The sequence below is a fragment of the Microbacterium sp. Root53 genome, assembly GCF_001426925.1.
Lineage (GTDB): Bacteria > Actinomycetota > Actinomycetes > Actinomycetales > Microbacteriaceae > Microbacterium.
Genome location: NZ_LMFR01000012.1, coordinates 326,155 through 350,196 on the forward strand (window position 1 = coordinate 326,155; position 24,042 = coordinate 350,196).

At 72.7% G+C, this 24,042-nt stretch carries 22 protein-coding genes and 1 tRNA gene; 3 read left to right on the forward strand and 20 right to left on the reverse strand.

Going from position 1 to position 24,042, the window contains the following annotated elements; genetic code table 11:
- Positions 1–24 precede the first annotated feature (24 nt).
- Positions 25–1,443 (forward strand): ATP-binding protein, encoded by a 1,419-nt coding sequence (locus tag ASD19_RS06450; RefSeq protein WP_156377144.1) that lies wholly within the window; start codon positions 25–27, stop codon positions 1,441–1,443.
- Positions 1,444–1,446: 3 nt separating this feature from the next.
- On the opposite strand, the gene ASD19_RS06455 is transcribed toward ASD19_RS06450, so the two are convergent.
- The 6 genes from ASD19_RS06455 to ASD19_RS06480 form a co-directional block, all read right to left on the reverse strand.
- Positions 1,447–2,994 carry an FAD-dependent oxidoreductase gene (locus ASD19_RS06455; RefSeq protein ID WP_055989970.1) on the reverse strand — a complete coding sequence of 516 codons (1,548 nt, stop codon included), beginning with the start codon at positions 2,992–2,994 and terminating at the stop codon, positions 1,447–1,449.
- A complete protein-coding gene (locus ASD19_RS06460; protein ID WP_055989973.1) occupies positions 2,991–3,848 on the reverse strand; it encodes an FAD:protein FMN transferase in 858 nt (285 codons plus the stop codon). The genes ASD19_RS06455 and ASD19_RS06460 overlap by 4 nt, the downstream gene beginning before the upstream one ends.
- 15 nt (positions 3,849–3,863) lie before the next feature.
- A complete protein-coding gene (locus tag ASD19_RS06465; RefSeq protein ID WP_200941077.1) occupies positions 3,864–4,319 on the reverse strand; it encodes an FMN-binding protein in 456 nt (151 codons plus the stop codon).
- 121 nt (positions 4,320–4,440) lie between these two features.
- Positions 4,441–5,478 (reverse strand): ribose-phosphate diphosphokinase, encoded by a 1,038-nt coding sequence (locus tag ASD19_RS06470; protein ID WP_055989978.1) that lies wholly within the window; start codon positions 5,476–5,478, stop codon positions 4,441–4,443.
- Complete coding sequence (gene glmU, locus ASD19_RS06475; RefSeq protein ID WP_055990618.1) at positions 5,450–6,928, reverse strand: bifunctional UDP-N-acetylglucosamine diphosphorylase/glucosamine-1-phosphate N-acetyltransferase GlmU; 1,479 nt, start codon at positions 6,926–6,928, stop codon at positions 5,450–5,452. The genes ASD19_RS06470 and glmU overlap by 29 nt, the downstream gene beginning before the upstream one ends.
- 1 nt (position 6,929) lies before the next feature.
- A tRNA-Gln gene (locus tag ASD19_RS06480) sits at positions 6,930–7,001 on the reverse strand.
- A gap of 57 nt (positions 7,002–7,058) precedes the next feature.
- On the opposite strand from ASD19_RS06480, the gene ASD19_RS06485 reads away from it, so the two are divergent.
- Positions 7,059–7,568 carry a MarR family winged helix-turn-helix transcriptional regulator gene (locus tag ASD19_RS06485; RefSeq protein WP_055989981.1) on the forward strand — a complete coding sequence of 170 codons (510 nt, stop codon included), beginning with the start codon at positions 7,059–7,061 and terminating at the stop codon, positions 7,566–7,568.
- Between the two features lie 123 nt (positions 7,569–7,691).
- Here ASD19_RS06485 and ASD19_RS06490 read toward each other — a convergent pair whose 3' ends face one another.
- Positions 7,692–9,488 carry an ABC-F family ATP-binding cassette domain-containing protein gene (locus tag ASD19_RS06490; protein ID WP_055989984.1) on the reverse strand — a complete coding sequence of 599 codons (1,797 nt, stop codon included), beginning with the start codon at positions 9,486–9,488 and terminating at the stop codon, positions 7,692–7,694.
- Between the two features lie 150 nt (positions 9,489–9,638).
- Here ASD19_RS06490 and ASD19_RS06495 point away from each other — a divergent pair, with 150 nt between their 5' ends.
- On the forward strand, positions 9,639–11,111 hold the full coding sequence (locus tag ASD19_RS06495) for a sugar transferase (RefSeq protein WP_055989987.1): 1,473 nt from the start codon (positions 9,639–9,641) through the stop codon (positions 11,109–11,111).
- Between the two features lie 4 nt (positions 11,112–11,115).
- Here the strand turns inward: ASD19_RS06495 and ASD19_RS06500 are convergent, their stop codons facing one another.
- From ASD19_RS06500 to ASD19_RS06560, 13 genes are all read right to left on the reverse strand, one after another.
- On the reverse strand, positions 11,116–11,904 hold the full coding sequence (locus tag ASD19_RS06500) for a DNA/RNA non-specific endonuclease (protein ID WP_055989991.1): 789 nt from the start codon (positions 11,902–11,904) through the stop codon (positions 11,116–11,118).
- A gap of 83 nt (positions 11,905–11,987) precedes the next feature.
- Positions 11,988–13,103, reverse strand: a complete 1,116-nt coding sequence (locus tag ASD19_RS06505) for a substrate-binding domain-containing protein (RefSeq protein ID WP_055989994.1) — start codon at positions 13,101–13,103, stop codon at positions 11,988–11,990.
- A 44-nt stretch (positions 13,104–13,147) separates the two neighbouring features.
- Positions 13,148–14,506 carry a multiple monosaccharide ABC transporter permease gene (gene mmsB, locus ASD19_RS06510; protein ID WP_055989997.1) on the reverse strand — a complete coding sequence of 453 codons (1,359 nt, stop codon included), beginning with the start codon at positions 14,504–14,506 and terminating at the stop codon, positions 13,148–13,150.
- On the reverse strand, positions 14,503–16,041 hold the full coding sequence (gene mmsA, locus ASD19_RS06515; protein WP_055990621.1) for a multiple monosaccharide ABC transporter ATP-binding protein: 1,539 nt from the start codon (positions 16,039–16,041) through the stop codon (positions 14,503–14,505). Before mmsA ends, mmsB begins: the two co-directional genes overlap by 4 nt.
- A gap of 148 nt (positions 16,042–16,189) precedes the next feature.
- A complete protein-coding gene (locus tag ASD19_RS06520) occupies positions 16,190–17,215 on the reverse strand; it encodes a LacI family DNA-binding transcriptional regulator (RefSeq protein ID WP_055990626.1) in 1,026 nt (341 codons plus the stop codon).
- A 171-nt stretch (positions 17,216–17,386) separates the two neighbouring features.
- Positions 17,387–18,376 (reverse strand): DUF2332 domain-containing protein, encoded by a 990-nt coding sequence (locus ASD19_RS06525; RefSeq protein ID WP_055990000.1) that lies wholly within the window; start codon positions 18,374–18,376, stop codon positions 17,387–17,389.
- A 3-nt stretch (positions 18,377–18,379) separates the two neighbouring features.
- Complete coding sequence (locus ASD19_RS06530) at positions 18,380–19,309, reverse strand: ABC transporter substrate-binding protein (protein ID WP_055990002.1); 930 nt, start codon at positions 19,307–19,309, stop codon at positions 18,380–18,382.
- A gap of 64 nt (positions 19,310–19,373) precedes the next feature.
- Positions 19,374–20,087, reverse strand: a complete 714-nt coding sequence (locus ASD19_RS06535) for an ABC transporter permease (protein WP_055990005.1) — start codon at positions 20,085–20,087, stop codon at positions 19,374–19,376.
- A complete protein-coding gene (locus ASD19_RS06540) occupies positions 20,084–20,755 on the reverse strand; it encodes an ABC transporter permease (protein WP_055990009.1) in 672 nt (223 codons plus the stop codon). Before ASD19_RS06540 ends, ASD19_RS06535 begins: the two co-directional genes overlap by 4 nt.
- Entirely contained in the window at positions 20,752–21,591 is an 840-nt protein-coding gene (locus ASD19_RS06545) for an ATP-binding cassette domain-containing protein (protein WP_055990012.1), read from the reverse strand. The genes ASD19_RS06540 and ASD19_RS06545 overlap by 4 nt, the downstream gene beginning before the upstream one ends.
- A 91-nt stretch (positions 21,592–21,682) precedes the next feature.
- Positions 21,683–21,997, reverse strand: a complete 315-nt coding sequence (locus ASD19_RS06550) for a DUF427 domain-containing protein (protein ID WP_055990016.1) — start codon at positions 21,995–21,997, stop codon at positions 21,683–21,685.
- 40 nt (positions 21,998–22,037) lie between these two features.
- On the reverse strand, positions 22,038–22,970 hold the full coding sequence (locus ASD19_RS06555) for a 4-(cytidine 5'-diphospho)-2-C-methyl-D-erythritol kinase (RefSeq protein WP_055990019.1): 933 nt from the start codon (positions 22,968–22,970) through the stop codon (positions 22,038–22,040).
- On the reverse strand, positions 22,967–24,040 hold the full coding sequence (locus ASD19_RS06560) for an aldo/keto reductase (protein WP_055990022.1): 1,074 nt from the start codon (positions 24,038–24,040) through the stop codon (positions 22,967–22,969). The genes ASD19_RS06555 and ASD19_RS06560 overlap by 4 nt, the downstream gene beginning before the upstream one ends.
- Between the last annotated feature and the right edge of the window lie 2 nt (positions 24,041–24,042).

Below are 24,042 nucleotides of genomic sequence, written 5' to 3' on the forward strand. Positions count from 1 at the left end.
CCGCTGTCGTTCCAGGCGCGGCTGATGCTGACGGTGTTCGGCTTCGTGTCGCTGATCTTCGTGATCGTCGCGGCGGTCACGAGCGTCATGCTGAACTCGGTGCTCGAGGAGCGCCTCAGCCAGCAGGTGCGCAGCCTCGTCACGGAGGCGGGTCCGTGGCTGATCGGCTCCGGCGCGGAGGACGCGCCGCGCGTGCTGGACGGCCTGCAGGTGCCGCCGGGCACCGTCCTCGTGCTCGAGACCGCCGACGGCGACCGCAGCGGCGCCTTCGTCGACGACCACTTCCAGATCGAGACCCTCACGACCTCCCAGCTCGCGGGGTTGAAGCTCGACCGGCCGGAGGGCCAGGAGCAGGTGCGGACCATGACCGTGCGCGGGCTCGGGGAGTTCCGCGTGCAGGCCGGCGAGGTGCCCGGCGGCGTGGTCGTCATGGGCATGTCGACGCAGGAGGTGCGGGCCACGATCGGCGAGCTGCTCACCACGATCACGTTCGCGACCGCGGCGGGGCTGGCCGTGCTCGGCCTCGCGATCACGGTCGTGATCCGGCAGGGTCTCAAGCCCCTGCGCGCGGTTGCCGAGACGGCCCAGCGCGTCGCGCGGCAGCCGCTCGACCAGGGCGCGGTGTCGATCGAGGAGCGCGTGCCGGCCGAGCAGGCGGATGCGCGCACCGAGATCGGGCAGGTGGGCGCGGCGCTGAACACCCTGCTCGACCACGTCGATGCGTCCCTGACCGCGCGGCAGCGCAACGAGGAGCGGATGCGCACCTTCGTCGCGGACGCCAGCCACGAGCTGCGCACGCCGCTCGCGTCGATCCGGGGATACTCCGAGCTGTCCCTGCGCGATCCGTCGCTCAGCGAGACGACCGGACAGTCGCTCGAGCGCATCCAGGCGCAGTCCGTGCGGATGACGGGCCTCGTGGAGGATCTGCTGCTGCTCGCCCGCCTGGACGAGGGACAGGAGCTCGTCTACGGCGCGGTGGACCTCACCCGGCTCACGCTCGAGGCGGTCGCCGATCAGCGCGTCGCCGGGCCCGAGCACGTGTGGCGGGTCGAGGTCGACGAGGCGCCGGTCATCGTGGCGGGCGACACCGCACGGCTGAACCAGGTGATCGCGAACCTGCTCGCCAACGCGCGCACCCACACCCCCGCCGGCACGACCGTGACGGCGTCGCTGGCGCTCGACGGCATGGGCAGCGCGACCCGCGCGATCCTGCGGGTGCACGACGACGGCCCCGGGATCGATCCCGCGCTGCAGGGCGAGCTGTTCACGCGCTTCGCCCGCGGCGACCGGTCGCGCGCCCGGTCCACCGGCGGCACGGGCCTGGGGCTGGCCATCGTGAAGGCGATCGTCGACGCGCACCACGGCGAGATCCGGGTGACCAGCCGCCCCGGCGATACGACGTTCGAGGTGGCGCTGCCCGCCAAGCCCGTCGATCCCGCCTGAACCTCAGTAGCCGGCGAAGGCGTCGGTGGTCAGGCCGTGGGCGCGGCCGAGGGCGGGCGCGAGGTCCGCGATCAGCGCGGGCGGTCCGGAGACGTACGCATGGCGCCTCGACAGGTCGGGGACCGCGCGGTGCAGGCCCTCGGCGGTCAGCCGCTCTCCCCCGGCCCACGTCCAATGGGCCGGGAGGTCGGCGGGCTCGTCGCGGGTGTACACGACCGTGCGCACGCGGGTGGCCTCGAGCTCCGCGCGGTAGGCGAGCTCGTCGGAGCTGGAGGCGGCGTAGACCAGCACGACGTCGCGGGTCTCACCCGCGAGCCGGAGGTGCCGCAGCTGAGACACGAACGGCGTCACGCCGATGCCGGCCGCGACCATGAGCACCGGCGTGCGCGCCGATCGAGGCAGCGTGAAGTCGCCCCAGACCCCGGTCACGGCCAGCACGTCGCCCGGCCGGGCGGCCGCGAGCGCCCGCTTGTAGCTCGAGACCGTCCCCGTCCTGCTCTCGCGGAACGCGATCCGGATCTCCGGCAGGTCCTCCGGCGCCGACGAGATCGAGAACTCCCGGCGCGTGCCGCGCGCATCCGCGTGACGGTGCGGCACATCCAGCTCCAGGTACTGCCCCGGCGCGAAGCGCACGGGGCGCTTGGCGGTGAAGGCCAGCTCCTGCACGGTCGGCGTCAGCGCCGTGCGGCGCCGCAGCGTGAGGCGGACCGCGCCGCGCGCCGCGAACGCGAAGGCGATCAGGTTGCCGATCAGCAGCGCCCGCTCCTGGCCGAGCGTGATGACGCCGAGCGGGATCGGCCATCCGGCGAGGGCGCCGACCGCGACCGCCACGAGGTACTGCTGCCACCGGCGCGGCGGCAGGGTGAGCGGCTCCGAGAGCATGAACGCGCCGAGGAACAGGTACGGCGACTGCACGAGCACCGCCTGCAGCAGCGTCTCGAGCGGCATCGCGGCGCCGGCCGCGTAGAGCTGCGCGATCGTCCGGCCGGCCGCGACCACCACCGCGACGCCATAGAACAGGGCGACGACCCGCAGCTTCTCGGTGCGCCACAGCACGAGGACGCTCACGAGGAGCAGCGGCGCGAACAGCGCGGGCGTGCCGACCCACCACGCCGAGCCTCCCAGCGTGGACAGGGTCGCCACGGTCGCGCCGAACGCCGCCGGGTTCAGGATGTGCCGGCCGCGCCAGACGATCAGGTACTTCGACAGCGACGCCGCAGCGGCCGCGATCGCGGCTCCCGCCAGCGTCGCGACGTCCAGGCCGGGCCGCACGACGAACACCAGGATGGCCGCGGTGATGAGCGTCGACTCGGGGCGCCACACGAGCCGCAGGACGCGGTGCGCGACCACGTCGACCGCGGCGGCCACCGCGACCAGCACGGCGGCCGTCGCCAGCAGCTCGGCGGGCGACGGCAGGACGAGCCCGAAGAACGACAGCGCGAGCGCGACCAGCGTGAGCACGCCCAGCGCGAGCAGCACCAGCCGGTACATGGACAGGCGCCCCAGCTGCCGCATGCCCCGCTGGTAGACGGCGGTCAGGCGTCCGATCATGTGAACAGCTCCGCTTCTCCTCGCTCCAGGCGCGACCCCAGCGACCATTCTGCGCGGCCGTCGGACAGCATTCGCACCCAGTGCACGTCGTGGTCGCGCGCGTAGCCGGGCCCGCCCTCGAAGAACAGCGCGGTCGCGGCGGCGTCCGCGATCATGGCGGTCTCGGCGAGCGCCCAGGTCGCCACGACCGTGCGCACGGGAGCCCCGGTGCGGGCGTCGAGCACGTGATGCAGGCCGTCGCCCCACGCGCGACGATTGGCGGCGGATGCGCACAGCGCGCCGTCCGCGACCACGATCACGCCGATCGCGCGGCGCGGGTCGTACGGGTGCTCGAGCGCGACGCGCTGCGGCATGCCGCACACGCGCAGGTCGCCGCTCGCGTCGACGACCGCGGGACCGGGGATGAGCTCGGCGACCCGGTCGACCAGGCGCCCCTTGCCGAGCGCGCCGACATCGATCGTGGCGCGGCCGCGGAGACGCAGCGTCCCGTCGCGCCAGGTGAGGCGCGCGCGCCAGTCCGCGGGCGCCGCGACGGGGTCCTGGGCGCGCAGCGAGTACGCGGCGTCGTAGCCGAGCCTCTCGAGCGAGGCTCCGACGAGCGGGTTCACGGCGCCGCCGGTCGCGCGGCCGAGCTCGGCGTATGCGTCGAGCATGTCGGCCGCGTCGGGAGGAGCGGGGGCCTCTCCCCCGGGCGCCAGCCGGGCGACGAGCGAGTCGCCGCGGAACCTCGACCACGCGGCGTCGAAGGCCGCAATGGCGCCGTTCACGCGCTCGCGGATGTCCTCAGGCAGCGGCTCCGGGGTGTCGATCCGCCAGCCGGTGCCGATGGCGTCGAAGCGCCACGTCGCTGTCATCGGGACGCGGCCATCTCAGGCCGCCGCGTCCTGCTTGATCCGCTTGATCGCCTCGTTGAAGCCGCCGCTCGTGAGCGAGGAGCCGGCCACCCGGTCGACCGCCAGGTCGTCGATGTCCACGCCCACGACCTCGTCCGCGATGCCCGCGATGAACTGGCCCTGGTACTGCCGGCTCTCGCGCGCCTGCGGATCGCCCGTCACCTCGACGGCCGTGACGACGTCGTCCTCGAGCGTGACCGTGACGGAGACCGTCTCGATCGTCTCGGGCGTCTGATAGCTGCCCTCGGCCGTGTAGGTGCCGTCGGCGTAGCCGGGCTCCGCCGAGGTGGTCTCCGACGTCTCGGTGCCCGTGCTCTCGGCGGGCGCCTCCTCGTCGGTCGAGGCGCCCACGGTCACGGCGCCGCAGCCGGCGAGCGCGATGACGCCCGCGACTCCTGCGAGAGCGGCGCCGGTGCGTGCGGATCGGTTCATGTCGGTCCCCTGTCGTCGGTGCCGCCTGCGCGGCTCTGACTCCATCCCGGCCGACGTCCCCCGGCACCGGATCGGCACCGCTTGTGAATCCCCTCTGCGCTCGCCCGCCGCGGGCGGACTGTCAGGCCGCGCCGTCGAACATGCTGGTCACGGAGCCGTCGTCGAAGACCTCGCGGATGGCGCGGGCGAGCAGCGGTGCGGCCGACAGGACCGTGAGCTTGTCGAAGCGCTGCTCGGGCGACAGCGGCACGGTGTCGGTCACCACGACCTCGTCGATCGCGGCGTCCTGGAGGCGCTCGGCGGCCGGGTTGCTGAAGATCGGGTGGGTCGCGGCGACGATGACCTTGCGGGCGCCGTTCGCCTTGAGGGCCTGGGCGGCCTTCACGATCGTGCCGCCGGTGTCGATCATGTCGTCGACCAGCAGGCAGGTGCGGCCCTCGACCTCGCCGACGATGTCGTGAACCGTGACCTGGTTGGCGACCTTGGGGTCGCGACGCTTGTGGATGATGGCGAGCGGCGCACCGAACTCGTCGGCCCACGTGTCGGCGACGCGCACGCGGCCCATGTCGGGTGACACGACGGTCAGGGTCTCGCGGTCCTCGCCCTGCAGCGACTCCTCGAAGTACCGCGCGAGGATCGGCTTGGCGAACAGGTGGTCCACCGGGCCGTCGAAGAAGCCCTGGATCTGCGCGGCGTGCAGGTCGACGCTCATGATGCGGTCCGCGCCGGCGGTCGCGATGAGGTCGGTGACGAGGCGGGCCGAGATCGGCTCGCGGCCGCGGCCCTTCTTGTCCTGGCGCGAGTACGGGTAGTACGGCGCGACCACGGTGATCCGCTTGGCCGACGCGCGCTTGAGCGCGTCGAGCATGATCAGCATCTCCATGATCCACTCGTTGACCGGCTGGCCGAACGTCTGGACCACGAACACGTCGCAGCCGCGCATCGACGTCTCGAAGCGCGTGTAGATCTCGCCCGAGGCGAAGGTGCGGCGCTCGGTGGGCGCGACCTCGATGCCGAGCTGGTGCGCGATCGCGTCCGCCAGCTCCGGGTGGGATCCGCCCGAGACGACCACCAGACGCTTCTTGGTCTTGGTGACGATCCCCGGGGCGATGCCCCGCTGGCGCTCGTCGTCAGTGGTCGTCTTGCTCTTGCGCGCCATCGGCCGCCTTCTCTGCGCTCCGGGCGCGCGCCGCGGCGTCGGCCGCGGCGGTGCCCGCTCGGTTCTTCTCCACCCACCCCTCGATGTTGCGCTGAGGGGCGACGCTCAAGGCCAGGGCACCGGCCGGGACATCCTTGCGGATCACGGCTCCGGCCCCCGTCTTGGCGCCGGCCTCAATCCTAACCGGCGCCACGAACACGTTGTGCGAGCCGGTGTGGACCTCGTCGCCGATCACGGTGCGGTGCTTGGCGATGTCGTCGTAGTTCGCGGTGATCGCGCCCGCGCCGAGGTTCACGCCGCGACCGATCGTCGTGTCGCCGACGTACGACAGGTGCGGCACCTTGCTGCCCTCGCCGATCTGGGAGTTCTTCACCTCGACGTATGTGCCGACCTTGGCCCCGGCGGCGAGCTCGGCGCCCACCCGCAGGTAGGCGAAGGGCCCGACGTTCGCGCGCGGCCCGATCACGGCGAGCGTCGCGTCGGCGCGCCGCACGACCGCGTCCTCGCCGACCTCGCAGTCCACGAGCGACGTGTCGGGGCCGATCGTGGCCCCCTCCGCGATCGTGGTCGCGCCCAGGATGTGGGTGTTCGGAAGGATCGTGACGTCCGGCGCCAGCGTGGCGGTGTCGTCGATCCACGTGGTCGCGGGGTCCTGGATCGTGACGCCCTCGCGCTGCCAGCGGCGCACGATCCGGGCGTTCAGGATGGCCGCCGCCTCCGACAGCTGCACGCGGTCGTTCACGCCGAGCGCGACGCGCGCGTCCTCGGCGGCGCGCGCCGCGACCTGGCGGCCCGCCTCGCGCAGCAGGCGGATGACGTCGGTCAGGTACATCTCGCCCTGCGCGTTCGCGGTGCCGACCTGCGCGAGGCTCTCGCGCAGCGTCCGCGCCCGGAACACGTACACGCCCGCGTTGATCTCGGCGACCGCCGCCTCGTCCTCGGTCGCGTCCTTCTGCTCGACGATCCGCAGCACCGAGCCGTCGGCGTCACGGATGACGCGGCCGTACCCGCTGGGGTCGTCGAGCGTGGCGCTCAGCAGCGTGGCCTCGGCCGCGGCGGCGCGGTGCTCCTCGATCAGCGCGGCGAGCGCGTCCGTCTCGAGCAGCGGCACGTCGCCGCTCAGCACGAGCACGTCGCCGTCGAAGTCCGCCGGCAGGCCCTCGACCGCGAGCTGCACCGCGCGCCCGGTTCCCGGGATGTCGTCCTGGTCCACGACCTCGACGCCCGGGATGTCCTCGAGCTCCTGCACGACGCGGTCGCGCTCGTGCCGCACCACCACCCGCACGACCGAGGCGGGAAGCTGCTGTGCGGTGTGGAGCACATGCCCCAGCAGCGTGCGCCCGCCGATGGGGTGCAGCACCTTGGGGGTGCGCGAGCGCATCCGGGTGCCCTGCCCCGCCGCCAGGATGACGATCGCCAGGCTCTGAGTCGTCGCTTCGCTGTTGCTCATGCTCCGCCACCAGGATTCGAACCTGGTCCTCACAGCTCCAAAGGCTGTCGTGCTGCCGTTACACCATGGCGGACCGCGGCATGATCCGGAGGTCCCGGGGCCGCTCGGTCAAGTCTGCCATTCTTGAGGGATGGCATCCGAGACGGACGAGGTCGACCGCATCGTCGACGCGTGGACGCACCAGCGCCCCGACCTCGACTTCTCGCCCATGGAGGTGCTCTCGCGCGTGGACCGCCTGTCGCGGCACCTCGACCGGGCGCGCCGCGAGGCGTTCCGCCGCACCGACATCGAGCCGTGGGAGTGGGACGTCCTCTCCGCGCTGCGGCGTGCGGGGGCGCCGTACCAGCTCAGCCCGAAGCAGCTGCTGCAGCAGACGCTGGTCTCGAGCGGCACCATGACCAACCGGATCGACCGGCTCGTCGGACGCCGGTTCGTGCGCCGCGAGGCGGATCCGGACGACGGCCGCAGCGTGCTCGTGACCCTGACGGAGGACGGCCGCGTGCGGGTGGATGCCGCGATCACGCGGCTGATGGACGCCGAGGCCGAGCTGCTGCGCCGCCTCAGCGCCGCCGACCGCGACCGGCTCGCCGCGCTGCTGCGCCGCCTCTCGCTCGGCTTCGACACGGCACCCGAGGCCTGATCCGCCCGAGACTGCAATCCCCCGCCGAGACCGCTGTGGACCACCGCCGTCTCGGCGGCGCGATGCAGTCTCGGCGGTGCGATGCTGTCTCGCGAGGGGGGCAGAGCCTCAGCCCGTCTGCCCTCAGCCCGTCTGCTCTGTGAGCTCGAACCAGCGCTCCTCGAGCTGGGCGACCTCGTCCTGGAGGGCGCCGATCGCCTCCATCTCGCGCGCGAGGCCCGCGTAGTCCGACTGGTCGTGCTCGGCCAGCGCCGTGCGGGCGGCGTCGATCTGCTCCGTGAGCCGGCCGATGCGCCGCTCGAGGGCCGCGATCTCCTTCTGCGCGGCGCGGAGCTCGGCGCCGCTGAGGGCGGGCTCCACGGCCGCGGCCGTCGCGGCGGCGGGCTTCGCCGCCGGCGCCGCCTGCTCGAGCTGCCGCAGGCGCAGGTACTCGTCCACACCGCCGGGGAGGTGGCGCAGCCGGTGGCCGAGGATCGCGTACTGCTGGTCGGTCACGCGCTCGAGGAAGTACCGGTCGTGCGAGACGACGATGAGCGTGCCCGGCCATGAGTCGAGCAGATCCTCCATGGCCGCGAGCATGTCGGTGTCGAGGTCGTTGGTGGGCTCGTCCAGGATCAGCACGTTGGGCTGATCGAGCAGGATGAGCAGCAGCTGCAGGCGGCGCTTCTGCCCGCCCGAGAGATCCTTGACCGGCGTCGACAGCTGCGCGCTCGAGAAGCCCATCCGCTCCAGCAGCTGGCCGGGCGAGAGCTCCTGCGCCTTGGAGCCGGAGCCGAACGTGTACGTCGTGCGCAGGCGCGAGATCACCGCACGGACCGGCTCGTCGAGGTGCTCCTCCAGCTCGTCCAGGCGCTGCGTGAGCGTGGCGACCTTGACGGTCTTCCCGCGCTTGACGCGGCCCTCGGTGGGCTCGACCGCGCCGGAGATCAGACCCAGCAGGGTCGACTTGCCTGCGCCGTTCACCCCCAGGATGCCCGTGCGCTCACCCGGCGCGAGCCGCCACTCGACCCGGTGCAGCACCTCCCGCTCGCCGTAGGACACCGACACGTCGAGCAGGTCGACGACGTCCTTGCCGAGGCGCGAGACGGCGAGCGACTGGAGCTCGGTCCTGTTCCGGATCTCGGGCACGTCCTCGATCAGCTGGTTGGCCGCGTCGATCCGGAACTTCGGCTTCGAGGTGCGCGCGGGAGCCCCGCGGCGCAGCCACGCGAGCTCCTTGCGCGCGAGGTTCTGGCGCCGCTGCTCGATCGCCGCGGCCTGACGGTCGCGCTCGACGCGCTGCAGGATGTACGCGGCATAGCCGCCCTCGAACGGCTCGACGATGCGGTCGTGGACCTCCCACGTGGCCGTGCACACCTCGTCCAGGAACCAGCGGTCGTGGGTCACGGTCAGCAGGCCGCCGGCGTTCGGCGCCCAGCGCCGCTTGAGGTGCTCGGCGAGCCAGGCGATCGCCTCGACGTCGAGGTGGTTGGTGGGCTCGTCGAGCGCGAGCACGTCCCAGTCACCCGCGAGCAGCTTCGCGAGCGCGACCCGGCGCCGCTGCCCGCCCGAGAGCGTCCCGAGTCGGGCGTCCCAGGGCAGGTCGCCGAGCAGCCCGGCGATGACGTCGCGGACCTTCGGATCCCCGGCCCACTCGTGCTCGGGGGTGTCGCCCACGACGGCGCCGCCGATCGTGTCGTCGTCGTCGAGCGTGTCGGCCTGGTCCAGGACGCCGATCCGCACGCCGCCGCGCACCGTGACCCGGCCGGCGTCGGGCTCCCGGCGGCCCGCGAGCATCGCCAGCAGGCTGGACTTGCCGTCGCCGTTGCGGCCGACGATGCCGATGCGGTCGCCCTCGTTCACGCCGAGCGAGACCGAGTCGAAGACCACCTTGGTCGGGTATTCGAGGTGCAGGGCCTCAGCCCCGAGAAGATGCGCCATATCCCCTCCAGCGTAGGCGAGCCGCTGTGTATCAGACCGCGGGACGCCCTCTCCTGACACCCGTCGGGACCGGGCCCCAGCCCTCCCGCATCCACCACGCGATCTGCCATCCCGAGGAGGACGCATGAGCTTCGACGTGAGCGTGCCCGCATGACCACGGTCGGCATCGCCGCCGCGCGACTCCTGCCCGCTCCCCCCGTCCTGGGCGCCCACCCGGCACCCGCCCCGGCCGACGACGCCCTCCCGGCGTTCGACGCGCCCGTGCCCGTTGCGCGCGCCTCGCTGTCGCGACGGCGCGCGAGGGACGCGTCGCACCGCCGCCGCCTGCTCGTCACAGACGCCGCCATGGCGTCCGGAGCCTGCGCGGCGGTCGCGCTCGCGTCTCCGGTCTTCGCGGCACCCGCCGCCGCGACCGCCGCGCTCTGGTGCGCCTGCCTGGTGCTGGCGCGGTCGCACGACCCCTCGCTCACGCCCCGCGGCGAGCTGGCGCGCGTGGCGGCGGCGACCGCCGCGGCCCTCGGCCTGATCGCGGTCGCGGCCGTGGCCGGCGTCCTGCCGCTCGATGCGGCGCGCGCGGTCCTCGCCGTGGGCGCGCCCATCGGTGCTGTCGCGATCGCGACCGGCAGGATCGCGTGGCGCTCGCTGCGCGGATCCAGCCCGGCGCGCGCCGTCGTGGTCGGACGCGCGGCCGACGTCGCGACCGTCGAGCACGAGATCGCCCGCATCGCGGCATCGCCCGTGCGGGTGTGCGGAGCGGTCGTGTTCGATGCCGACGACGCGGGCGACGCCGTCGTCGGGACGGTCGCCGACGCGGTCGACCGCGTGTCGGCCGACACCGTGCTCGTCGCAGGGACGCCGGATGGAGCCCCGGCGTTCCTGCGACGGCTCGCCTGGGCCGTGGAGGGCCGGGCGGCCGACGTGCTGTCGTGGAGCGGGTTGACCGACGTCGCCGCCGCGCGGCTGTCCGTCTCGGCATCCGGTGCGCTCCCGATGCTGCGCCTGCGCGTCGCCCGGTACGACGGGCCGCGCCGCGCCGCGCAGCGGGTGTTCGACGTGGTCGTCGCGTCGCTCGCGCTCATCCCGGTCGGCCTGCTCGCGGTGCCGATCGCGATCGCCATCCGGCTCGACTCCCCCGGCCCGGTCCTCTACCGGCAGGAGCGCGTCGGCGAGGGCGGGCGGACGTTCCGCATGCTGAAGTTCCGCTCCATGAGCGTCGACGCCGATCGGCGCTCGACGGCGCTGATGGCGCTCAACGACGCCGCCGGCCCCCTGTTCAAGGTGCGCGAGGACCCGCGCGTGACGCGCGTCGGCCGCGTCCTGCGGCGCTGCTCGCTCGACGAGCTGCCGCAGTTCTGGAACGTGCTCCGCGGCGACATGAGCGTGATCGGGCCCCGGCCCGCGCTGCCCCGCGAGGTCGCGCAGTACACGGAGGACGAGCGGCGTCGGCTGTACGTGCGGCCCGGGATCTCGGGCCCGTGGCAGGTCGGCGGGCGCAGCACCCTGAGCTGGGAGGACGGGATCCGCCTGGACCTCGGCTACACCGAGAACCGGTCGATCCCCGGCGACGTCGCCCTGCTGTTCCGCACGGTCACGGCGGTCCTCACGGCGCGCGGCGCCTTCTGACGCCCTAGAGGCGGATGTCGCCGGGCGCGCGCAGCTCGCGCCAGGGCTCGGCGCGCGCGGCGGGCGGCACGACGTCCGCCGCGATCAGCGGTCCGAGATCGAGCCGGGCCAGGCCCGCGATGTCGGCGATCGGCACCTGGAAGGTGCGGAACGGCCCGAGGTCGGGCGTCCGGTCCGCCGCGACGCCGCGGTCGAGGTCGTCGCGATCGAGCACGGGCGACTGGTCGAGCACGAACCCGGCGGCACGCAGCTCGGCGCCCCGGCACCACGCGGCGATCTTGAAGAACCGCAGCGGGATGCGGATGCCGCGGTACGGGATGTCGCGCTCGCCCAGCACGGGTGCCGTGAGCACCGAGATCCGCAGGTCGTTCGCGTCGGCGTACTCGAGCACGTGGTCCTCGAGCCCCACCCACAGCTCCTGGGACTGGTTGAAGCCGGAGGCCTGCGGCGCGGCGTTCGTGTAGTGGAACGTGTCGCTGTCCGCGCGGCGGGCATCCGGGCCCCACACCGGGTCGCGGCGGCGCACCAGGTGACCGCGGTCGAGGTCGTTGCGGGCATACACCTCCGGGCCCGCCTGCCACTCCGCGGGGATCCGGTCGTCGAGCCGCCAGTCATCGCCGCGCGGCACGTCGACGAGCTCCGCTCCCGCGACGTTCACGGCGGTGAGCCGCGCGAGGCGCCGATCGCGGTCGAGCAGCACCGTGAAGTGCGTGTAGTCGAGCCGCACGGCGTCCGCCGCCTCCGGCAGCGGCAGCGGCGCGTCCAGGAACCCGTCGTCGTAACCCTCGGCCATGCCCCGACGGTATCGGCACCGTCCGACACGACGGGGGCCGCCGGGTGAACACCCGGCGGCCCCTGTGATCGCGCGCGTCCGGGTCAGTACGACTCGACGATCTCCAGCAGGCTCGGCACGTTGGCGTACGCCTCGGCGGCGTTCTCCTTCGTGACGATGACCGGCTCGAGCAGGTACGCGGGGACGACCTTCACGCCGTTGTCGTACTGCTCGGTGTCGTTGACGTCGACCTCCTCACCGGCCTGCAGCTGACCGATCATCTTGATGGTCTGCTCGACCAGGAGCGTCGTGTCCTTGTTGATCGTGGAGTACTGGCGGTCCTCCATGATCCAGCGCACCGACTCGGCCTCCGAGTCCTGACCGGTCACGACCGGCTGCTTCTTGCCCGCCTGCTCGACCGAGGTCAGGATGGCGCGGGCCAGCGTGTCGTTCGGCGAGAGCACGCCGTCGAGCTCCGTGTCGCCGCTGTAGGTCGACGTGAGCAGGCTGTCCATGCGCTCCTGGGCGTTCTCGGCGAGCCAGCCCTGGGTCGCGGTCTGGGCGATGTCGGTCTGGCCCGAGGCGACCACCAGCGTGCCGTCGTCGATCTTCGGCTGCAGCACGCTCATGGCGCCGTCGAAGAAGACGGCCGAGTTCGCGTCGTCGGGCGAGCCCGAGAACAGCTCGACGTTGTACGGGGCGTCGTGGCCGGCCTTGGCCTCGAGGCCCTCGAGCAGCGCCTGGCCCTGCAGCTCGCCGACCTTGAAGTTGTCGAAGGCGACGTAGTAGTCGACGGCCTCGGTGTTCTCGATCAGGCGGTCGTACGCGATCACCGTGACGCCGGCGTCCTTGGCGGCCTCGAGCTGGGTGCCCAGCTGCTTGCCGTCCTTCGCGCCGACCACGATGACCTTGGCGCCCGACGTGACCATGGCCTGGATCTGGTTCTGCTGCTCGGCGACCGTGTTGCTCGCCGGGGCGTACTGGACGTCGGCCTGGAAGCCGGCCTCCTCGAGGCCCTCGGTGAACAGGTCGCCCGCGAGCACCCAGTTCTCGCTGGTCTTGTCGGGCAGCGCCACGCCGATCGTGGCGCCGGCCTCGAAGCCCGCGGGGGCCTCGGTCTCGCCGGGGGCGGCGCCGCCGCCGCGCTCCGAGGAGCACCCCGTCAGGCCCAGCGCCAGCGCTGCGACCGCCGCCGTGGCGGTGAGAGCGATCTTCTTCATGCGATTCGTGTCACTTTCTGTGTGTGCGGGACGGAGAGCGCGGCTCAGCTGCGAGTCGCGTTCTCCTTCTTCCCGGCCGCGTCCGCGGCGGCGGGGGTCTTGATGTCGCCGGAGAAGTCGGCGACGGCCTTGCGTCGGTTCATGAGGAAGCCGATGACCGAGGGGCGGCCCTGCTGCTTGTTCCAGACGTCGACGCCGACCGCGACCAGCAGCACGAGGCCCTTGATCATCGACACCATGTCGGCCTGGACGCCGAGCAGCAGGAGGCCGTTGTTGAGGAAGGCCATGACCAGGCCTCCGATGATGGAGCCGATCACGGTGCCGATGCCGCCCGAGACGGCCGCGCCGCCGATGAAGACCGATGCGATCGCGTCGAGCTCCCAGCCGTTGCCGTCCTGCGGGCCCGAGGCGCCCGCGCGGGCGACGTAGATCATGCCCGCGATCGAGGCCAGCACCGACATGTTCATCATCACGAAGAAGTCGACCCAGCGGTCCTTCACGCCCGACAGGCGCGCGGCCTGGCGGTTGCCGCCGACCGCGTAGATGTGGCGGCCGAACACGGTGCTGTTCGTGAGGAACGAGTACACGATCACCAGGACCAGCAGGATGATGCCGGCGATCGGGAAGCTCGTGCCGGGGCGTCCGTTGGCGAACATCCATCCGGCCCACAGGATCGCCGCGGACAGCGCGACGGTCTTGACGATGCTGACCCACAGGGGCGCCTTGGCGGCGCCCATCTTGGTCTGGATGCGGCGCAGGCGCACCTCGTCGAACACGATCCAGGCGACGCCCGCGAGGGCCAGCACCATCGTGAGGACGTTGAAGTTGAGGGGCACCGCGAGCTCGGGCAGGTAGCCCGCGCCGATGTACTTGAAGTCGGCCGGGACCGAGACCGTCGTCGACTGGCCGATCCACTGGTTGGCGCCGCGGAAGAACAGCATGCCCGCCAGCGTCACGATGAACGCCGGAACGCCCACGTACGCGACCCAGAAACCGTGCCACGCTCCGACCAGCACGCCCACGCCGAGGCCCAGCACGATCGCGAGCGGCCAGGGCAGGCTCCAGTCCGCCATGGCCTTGGCGACGATGATGCCCGTGAACGCCGCGACCGAACCGACCGACAGGTCGATGTGACCCATGATGATCACCATCACCATGCCGATCGCCAGGATCAGGATGTACGAGTACTGGTTGACGACGTTGATCAGGTTGCCGCTCGAGAGCGTCAGGCCGGCGCCCTTGAACACGAGCGTGAGCACCTGGAACAGCAGGATGATCACGATCAGGCTGCCCAGGATGCCGAACTGGCGCAGCGTGGACTGGCCGCCGCCGCCGAACATCGCGCGGATGTCGCTGAGGTGGAAGCCGCGCTTGGCGGACGGGGTGCTGGCGGTGTCGGTCATGCGTTCGCCTTCGATGCGGGGTCGTTCAGGGGACGGAGCGAGGTCATGCTGCGCATGAGCGCCTCGGGTGTGGCGTCTCGGGCGTCGAGGCAGTCGGTGACCCGCCCCTCGAACACCGTGTAGATGCGGTCGCTGATGCCGAGCAGCTCGGGCAGCTCGCTCGAGATCACGATCACGCCCTTCCCGCTGGCCGCGAGCTCGTTGATGATCGTGTAGATCTCGTACTTGGCTCCCACGTCGATGCCGCGGGTCGGCTCGTCGAGGATCAGCAGATCCGGGTCGGTGAACATCCACTTGGCGAGGACGACCTTCTGCTGGTTTCCGCCCGACAGCGTCGCGACGCCGACGTCGACGCTCGGGGTCTTGATGCGCAGCGCCTTGCGGTACTCCTCGGCCACCGTGTGCTCGAGCCGCTCGTCGACGACGCCTCGGCGGGAGATCTTCGACAGCTTGGCCGCGACGGTCGAGCGCTTGATCGTGTCCAGGAGGTTCAGCCCGAGCACCTTGCGGTCCTCGCTCACATAGGCGAGGCCGTGACGGATGGCCGAGGGGACGTCCGGGAGCGTGATCTCCCGGCCGTCCTTGACGATCGTGCCGGAGACGTACTCGCCGTACGAGCGGCCGAAGATGCTCATCGCGAACTCGGTCCGGCCGGCGCCCATCAGGCCCGCGATGCCCACGACCTCGCCCCGGCGCACCTCGATGCTGGAGCCCTTGACCACGAAGCGCTCCGACACGGTCGGGTGGCGGACCACCCAGTCGCGGACCTCGAAGAAGACCTCGCCGATGTGCGACTCGCGGTCGGGGTACCGGCTCTCGAGCGAGCGGCCCACCATGCCGCGGATGATGCGGTCCTCGTTGATCTCGCCCTTGGTGATGTCGAGCGTCTCGACCTTGCGGCCGTCGCGGATGATCGTGATCTCGTCGGCGATCTGCTCGATCTCGTTGAGCTTGTGGCTGATGATGATCGACGAGATGCCGCGGCCCTTGAGCCCGAGGATGAGGTCGAGCAGGTGCTGCGAGTCGTCCTCGTTGAGCGCCGCGGTCGGCTCGTCGAGGATCAGCAGCTTGACGTCCTTGTTGAGCGCCTTGGCGATCTCGACCAGCTGCTGCTTGCCGACGCCGAGGTGCTTGATCGCGGTGTCGGGGTCCTCCTCGAGGCCCACGCGCGCCAGCAGCTCCACCGCGCGCGACCGCGCCGCGCGCCAGTCGATCGCGATGCCCGCGCGCACCTCGTTGCCGAGGAAGATGTTCTCGGTGATCGACAGCTCGGGGATCAGCGCGAGCTCCTGGTGGATGATCGCGATGCCCGCCGCCTCGCTGGCGCGGATGTCGCGGAAGCGCATCTCCTCGCCGCGCAGCAGGATGTCGCCCGTGTACGTGCCGTAGGGGTACACGCCCGACAGCACCTTCATGAGCGTGGACTTGCCCGCGCCGTTCTCGCCGCAGATCGCGTGGATCTCGCCGGCCTTGACGGTCAGGCTCACGTGCGCGAGCGCCTTGACGCCCGGGAACTCCTTCGAGATGTCCCGCATCTCCAGGATGGGCGGGGACACCGTCGGCACGGCTGCCGTATTGCTCACATCGACCTCGCTGTCTGTGTCACACGCGCTCCGTGTGACCGTTCACATCGCAGTACATCGTGCACCGGCCGCCCGGGCATGTCAAGCACGGGGCGAGAAGTCAGCTGCGCCAGGGCGCCGCGGACGAGTCGCGCACGAGCAGCTCGGGCTGGAGCTGCCCGAAACGGGGCGGCTCCTCGCCGCGGATGCCCGCCAGCAGCAGCTCGACCGCACGGCGGCCGAGCTCGGCGAAGTCCTGGTGCACCGTGGTGAGCGGCGGCCACACGTGCTTCGCGACCGGGATGTCGTCGAAGCCGACCACGCTCACGTGGCCGGGAACGTCGAGCCCGGCGTCGCGGAACCCGTGCATGAGGCCGATCGCCATGAGGTCGTTGGCGGCGAACACGGCCGTGAAGTCGCCGCGCCGCGCCAGCTCCACCCCGGCGAAGTGGCCGAAGTCGGCGGTCCAGTCGCCCCGGATGGGCGCGATGGTCGGCAGATCGGCGTCGAGCAGCGCGTCCAGGTAGCCGCGCATGCGCGACTCGGCCTCGATCCAGTCCTGCGGTCCGGCGAGGTGGACGATGTCGCGGTGGCCCAGCTCGATCAGGTGGGCGGTCGCGAGCCGGGCGCCCTCCACCTGGTCCGCCGCGAGGCTCTCCCCCGTGGCCCCGGAGGCGGTCTGGAGGCTCACGAAGGGGACGTCGATCGCCATGCCGCGCAGCACGTGGAACACCCGCACCTGTGGGGCCAGCACCACGATGCCGGCGATCTGCTCGCGCACGAGCTGGCGCACGGCGGCGCCGATCGCCTCGGGCGTGGTGTCGGGCAGGTTCACGGTGGTGACCGAGTACCCCTCGACGCGAGCGGCCTCCTCGATGGTCGCGATCGACGACGCGGGACCGAACTCCCCGATGGTCGCCGACATCACCCCGATGACGTTCGAGCGGCTCGTGACGAGCGCGCGCGCGGCGAGGTTCGGCCGGTAGTCGAGCACCGCGATCGCGTCGAGCACCCGCTGCTTGGTCTCGGGGCGGATGCTCGGGTGGTCGTTGAGCACGCGCGAGACCGTCTGATGCGAGACGCCGGCGAGGCGCGCGACGTCGCGGATGCTCGGCACGGCGGAACGCCGGCCCGGCGTGCGCTCCATCGCCTGCTCCACAGTCCCCACCAGCCTCAGTGCTGCGCGAGCGCTCGCTGCCCGCCTGCCGTCGCCGTGGATCGCCCACGGCACTCATGTGTACGTTCACACACGGTCCCGATCATCATGCCAGGATCGCGCGAGGGCCGCACCTCGGGAGCCGGCGACCGGTCGAGACGCTCAGCCGAACCAGTCGAGGGTGCGACCGTGCTGGTGCGCCGCGCCTGCCGGTGCGCCGTCGATCGCGAGCACCAGGCGGCCCGCCGTCACGCCGTCCCCCGCGACGCCGGGGACGACGCCCGGGACCTCGCTCGACACCCAGTGGCACCGGCCCGCGGCGACCCGCGCGCGCATGGCGTCGGCGAAGGCCGCGCGGTCGTCGGCCGACAGGTACATGGCGACCACCGTGTGGAACACGATCACGGCGGCCCCGGGCGCCTCGGCCTGCGCCCGGTCGATCAGACCGTCGAGGTCGACGAGCAGATCTCCGCGCACGAGCGGCGGCGGGTCCACGCGCGTCAGCCGGATCGCCGTGCGCAGCTGCGCCCGGCGATCATCCGCCTCCGGCCACACGAGCGTCTCCAGCCAGGCCATCTGCTCGTCGTCCCGGACGTCGAGCGGGTTGAGGTCGAGCCCGGTGCGCCATGCCACGGTCGGCACACGGTCCGGGAGGGGCGCGGGGCCGGTCACGTCGCACGAGAGCACCCCGCCGCCGTCGGGCGCCGGGATGCGCTTCTCACCCGCCGGCGTGCGCCAGGCGTAGCCCCACCGGTCGGGAACCAGGCACAGCCCCGCCGAGGGACCGACCTCGATCAGCGCGAGCGGCCGCTCCCCCGCCACCGCCGCGAACGCCGGCACCAGGGTCGCCATCCGCCCCGCCTCGTTCGTCTGCGTCGCGTGGCTCAGGATGGTCGCGCGGATCGAGCCGTCGTCGGCCAGCAGGGCGCGCCGCAGGCCCTCATAGGGCCCGGGCGCGGGGACGCCGTGTCGCCGTGCCGCGGCGAAGACCAGATTCGGCTGCCGCTTGACCGGCGGAAGATCCTCGAGCCAGGCCACCACGTCGGCGTCCGCAGCGACGCGGCGCGCCCACCTCGCGAAGCTCGGCGACGACCCGTCGGCGTAGTCCGCGAACTCCGCGTACATCGCGGGGACGTCGCCGTCGAGCCTCATGGCTCAGTCCAGGCCGTGCTCGGAGAGCCACTCCGCGGCCACGTCGGCCGCAGAACGCTGCTCGACCGTGTTCTGGACGTTGAGCGCCACCAGGCCCTCGGGCGTGAGCGCCTCGCTCACGGGGTCGATGACCGGCGCGATCTCGTCGGCGACGTCGCCGGAGGCGATCGGCACGACGTTCGACGCGAGGAACAGCCCCTCGGGGTCGGCGAGCGGCACGAGGTCCTCGGTCTCGATGCGCGGGTCGGCCGTGAACACGTTGGCGACGTCGATCGTGCCGGCGAGCAGGTCCTCGACCGTGGTGTCTCCCGTCGCCGAGAACTCGAGCTCCACGCCATAGACCTCGGCCGCCCCGTCGGGGCCGTACGGGCGCTCCTCGAGCTCGGGCGGACCGCCGAGCGTGAGGGGCCCCTCGACGTCCGCGAGGTCCCCGATCGTCTCCAGTCCATGCTCGTCCGCGAATGCCCGGGTCACGGTGTAGGAGTCCTGATCGGTCGCGCTGGACATCGCGAGCGGGGTCAGTCCCTCCGGCAGCGCGTCGCCGAGCGCGGCGTACACGTCGTCGGCCGTGCGGGCCTCGGTGTCCTCGTCGTAGAACTGCAGCAGGTTGCCGGTGTACTCGGGGAACAGGTCGATCTCGCCGCTCTCGAGCGACGGGAGGTACGCGTCGCGCTGCCCGATGTTGAAGCGCCGCTCGACCGTGTAGCCCTCCGCCTCGAGCGCCTGCGCGTAGATCTCCGCGATGACCTCGTTGGACGGGTACGCCTGCGAGCCCACCACGATCGCCTCGTCGCCCGCCGGGGCGGAGGCGTCGCCCGAGGGCTCCGCGAGGGGGTCGCTCGAGCCGCAGCCCGCCAGGACGAGCGCGAGACCCGCGCCCAGGACGCCTGCGATGGCCGCGCGCGTGGCGCGTGAGTGTCGAGTGCCGATCATGCCTGCCGCCTTCCTGACTGGCCGTCGTCGGGCCGTGTGAGTGTGTGCCGCGGTCGATCCGAGCCTACGCCGGGGCGCCGACAAGGGGGCGCGACGCCGGGCCGCGGCCGGCGCGCCGCAGATGTCCGGGCACCGCGGCGCGCTGCAGCAGCGCGAACACGGCGTCCAGCAGGAGCGCGAGGGCCGCCACGGCGATCGCGCCGCCCAGCACCTGCTCGAACCGGCGCAGCTGCAGGCCCTGGAGGATGTCGAAGCCGAGTCCGCCCAGGTTCACGTAGGCCGCGAGCGTGACGGTCGCGACGACCTGCAGCACGGCCGAGCGGATGCCCGCGACCAGCAGCGGCAGGCCGAGGGGCGCCTCCACGCGCCACAGCACCTGCCATCCGGTCATGCCCTGCGCGCGGGCCGCGTCGATGGTCGCGCGGTCCACCGCCTCCAAGCCGGCGTACGCCCCCGCCAGGATCGACGGGATCGCCAGCAGCACGAACGCGATCAGCGCCGCCTCGGGCTTGTTCGTGACGCCCAGCAGCAGCACGAGCAGCAGGATCAGGCCGAACGACGGGATCGCGCGGGCCGCGCCGGCGAGGCCCACGGCGATCTCGCGGCCGCGCCCGGTGTGGCCGATGGCCCATCCGGCCGGGACCGCGACGGCCGCGGCGATCGCGACCGCCGCGAACGTGTACGCCAGGTGCACCAGGACGGCGCGGGGCAGCGAATCGGACCCTTCGAGCCGCTCGGGCGAGAGCAGCCAGGCGAGCGCCTCGAGCAGCAGGTTCATGCGCGCGCCCCCACGGAGCCGGCCGCGCGCATCCCCCGCGCGCGCGTCCAGGGCATGAGGGCGCGGCCCGCGAGCTGCAGCAGCAGGTCGACCGCCAGCGCGACGAGCGCGACCGCGACCACGCCCGCCAGGATCTCCTCGACGATGCGGCGCTGGAAGCCGTTCGTGAACAGGTATCCGAGGTTGGTCACGCCGATCAGGATGCCGACCGTCGCGAGCGCGATCGTGCTGACGGCCGCGACCCGCACGCCCGCGAGGATCACGGGCCCCGCGAGCGGCAGCTCGACGCCCCAGAAGCGCCGAGCCGGGCCGTACCCCACGGCGACCGCGGCGCGGCGCACGTCCGGGTCGACCGAGTCGAACCCGTCGGCGACCGCGCGCACGAGGATCGCGACCGCGTAGATCGTGAGGGCCAGCAGCAGGTTCAGCTCGCTGAGGGCGCTGATCCCGAACACGACCGGCAGCAGCGGCAGGAGCGCGAGCGAGGGCAGCGTGTACAGCAGGCCCGTCGCGACGATCAGCGGGCCGCGCACCAGCCGCCAGCGGTGCGCGATCCAGCCGAGCGGCAGCGACACCGCGAGGCCCCACACGATCGGCAGCACGCTGTGGCGCAGGTGCTCCAGCGTGAGCGCCGCGATCAGTCCCGCGTTGTCGGCCACCCAGCTCATCCGCGCGGCGCCCCCTCCTCGCGCAGCACGCCGTGCACGCGGCCGGCCGCGTCGACGATCACCGTGGCGCCGTCCGAGCGGCGCAGCGTCAGCTCGCGGTCGCCGCCGGCGATGCCCACGAACTCCGCGACGAAGTCGTCGGCCGGCGCCGCGAGGATCTCCTCGGGCGTCCCCTTCTGGGCGATGCGGCCGCCGGCGGCCAGGATCACGACCTCGTCGCCGAGCAGGAACGCCTCGTCCACGTCGTGCGTGACGAACAGGATGGTCTTGCCCAGCGTCTGCTGCAGCCGCAGCAGCTCCTGCTGCAGCTCGCGCCGCACGATCGGGTCCACCGCGCCGAACGGCTCGTCCATCAGCAGGATGTTCGGGTCTCCCGCAAGGGCCCGCGCCACTCCGACGCGCTGCTGCTGGCCTCCGGACAGCCGGCCCGGGTACCGGTCGGCCAGGCGCCCGTCGAGCCCCACGGTGTCCATCAGCGCGCGGGCGCGCTCGCGCGCCTCGCGTCGCGGCACGCCGTTGAGCACCGGCACGGTCGCGATGTTGTCGATCACGCGCACATGCGGCAGCAGGCCCGCCTGCTGCATGACGTACCCGATGCCGCGTCTGAGCGCCACGGGATCCCGGTGGCGGACGTCCTCGTCGTCGATCAGCACGGCGCCCGAGGTGGGCTCCACCATCCGGTTCACCATGCGCAGCAGCGTGGTCTTGCCCGAGCCGGAGGAGCCGACCAGCACCACCGTGCGGTGGGACGGCACGATCAGGCTGACGTCGTCGACGGCGACGGACTCGCCCGCGCCGTCAGGGTAGGTCTTCCGGACGGATCGGAACTCGATCACGGCACTCCTGACGTCGGTCGGACGGGCGTCCCTGTCGGACTCCCTCGGACTCTACCGGCGGCCGGGGACCCGGGGTCCGCGCGCGGGCGCGTCAGGGCAGGACGGTCACCTCGGCGCCGAACGCGACGTACCCCGAGAAGTCCGCGCCCACGCGCTCGATCGCGCTGTGCTGCGGCGTGGGGTAGCTCCAGGCGGCGTCGACCGCCTCGTCCTGCGTGTCGCCCTGGCTGTGCCGCAGCGTCCAGTACTGGCACTCGCCCTTCCACGGGCACGTGTACGGCGTGGGGCTCGCGTGGAACAGGGACCGGTCGATCGTCTCGGGTGGGAAGTACCGGTTGCCCTCGATCTCGATGATCCGCTCGTCCGGGGATTCGGCGACCACGTGGTCGCGCCACAGTGCGCGCATGCTGCGAGGGTAGCCCCGCGCGCCGCGCGCCGGAACCCGCTCAGCCGATGACCCGCGCGCCGGGCACCGGGCCGTGCACGTGCAGCGCCGTGTGGCCGTCCGCCTCCAGCAGCGCGCGCAGCTCGGCGGCGTGCTCGGGCGTGGCGCACAGGAACGCCAGCGTGGGGCCGGAGCCCGACACGATGCCCGCGAGCGCGCCCGACGCCTCGCCGTACTCGAGGATCGACGCCAGGTCGGGGCGCAGCCGCAGCGTCGCGACCTGCAGGTCGTTGCGCAGCGCGGCCGCGAGCATCGCGGGGTCGCCGGCACGCAGCGCGTGCAGCACCTCGGCGTCGACCGACGGGCGCGCGGCGATCGGGCCGATGTCGACCCGGTGCCGCTCGCGGTGCGCGTCGAGCTCGCCGTAGACCTTGGGCGTCGAGACGCCCTCCTCGCTCGTGACGAGCACCCAGTCGAAGCGTCCGCGCGCGAGGGCCGGGTTGAGCACGTCGCCGCGGCCCGTGCCGATCGCCGTGCCGCCCTTCAGCGCGAACGGCACGTCGGCGCCGAGCCGCGCGGCGAGCCGGTGCAGCTCCGGGTGTGACAGGCGCGTGTCCCACAGCGCGTCGCACGCCACCAGCGCCGCCGCGGCGTCGGCCGATCCGCCGCCCATGCCTCCCGCGACGGGGACCTGCTTGTGCACCTCGAGGTGCACGCCGCCCTCGTAGCCGGTCTCGGCCGCCAGCAGCCGCGCGGCCCGCAGCGCCAGGTTGCGGTCGTCGACCGGGACGCCGTCGAGATCGACCGTGCCCGTGACGGCCATCGTGAAGCCGTCGGAGTGGGTGGCGACGATCTCCTCGCACAGCGAGACGGCCTGGAACGCCGTGGCGAGCTCGTGGTAGCCGTCCTCCTGCAGCGCGCCCACCTCGAGGTAGACGTTGATCTTGCCGGGCGCGCGGACGCGCACGGACGGGAACTCCTCGGCGATCGTCATGCGCCCTCGGGATCCGCCCAGAGGTCCGCGGGGGCGCGCGAGGCGATCTCGTCGATCCGGGCGAGCTCGTCCGCGTCGAGCGCCGGGGCCTCCAGTGCGGCGAGGTTCTCGTCCAGCTGCTCGGGCCGCGACGCCCCGATCAGCGCCGACGCGACCACCGGGTCGCGCAGCACCCACTGGATCGCGAGCTGCGCGAGGGTCTGGCCGCGGCCGGACGCGACCGCATCCAGCTCCCGCAGGATCGCGAGCGTCGCCTCCGGCAGCCGGCGCCCCGGCAGCGACGAGCGCTGCTGCGCGCGCTCGGCCGTGCCGTCACCGAGGTACTTCGACGTGAGCAGGCCCTGCGCGAGCGGCACGAACGCGATGGCGCCCATGCCCTCCTGGCGCAGCACGTCGGTGAGGCCGTCCTCGATCCAGCGGTTCACGATCGAGTACGACGGCTGGTGGATGACCAGCGGCGTCCCGAGCGAGCGCGCGGCCTCCTGCGCCCGCGCGGTCTCCTCGGCCCCGTACGACGAGATGCCCACGTAGAGCGCCTTGCCCTGGCGCACGAGCGTGTCGAGCGCGCCGATCGTCTCCTCCACGGGCGTGACCGCGTCGACGCGGTGCGAGTAGAAGATGTCGACGTGGTCGAGGCCCATCCGGGTGAGCGACTGCTCGGCGCTGCGCAGGATGTACTTGCGCGAGCCGTGATCGCCGTACGGGCCGGGCCACATGTCGTAGCCGGCCTTCGACGAGATGATCAGCTCGTCGCGGTACGGCTTGAGGTCCTCCGCGTAGATCCGGCCGAAGTTCTTCTCGGCCGAGCCGTACGGCGGGCCGTAGTTGTTGGCGAGGTCGAAGTGCGTGATGCCGCGGTCGAAGGCGTGGCGCAGCAGGGCGCGCTGGCGGTCCATCGGGATGTTGTCGCCGAAGTTCCACCACAGGCCGAGCGACAGGGGCGGCAGGTACAGGCCCGACGCGCCCACCTGGCGGAAGTCGCCGAGCCGCGCGTAGCGGTCGTCCGCCGCGGTGTAGGGACGGTGGATGTCGGCGACGGGGCGCGAGTGGAAGCGCGGAGCGTGGGTCACGC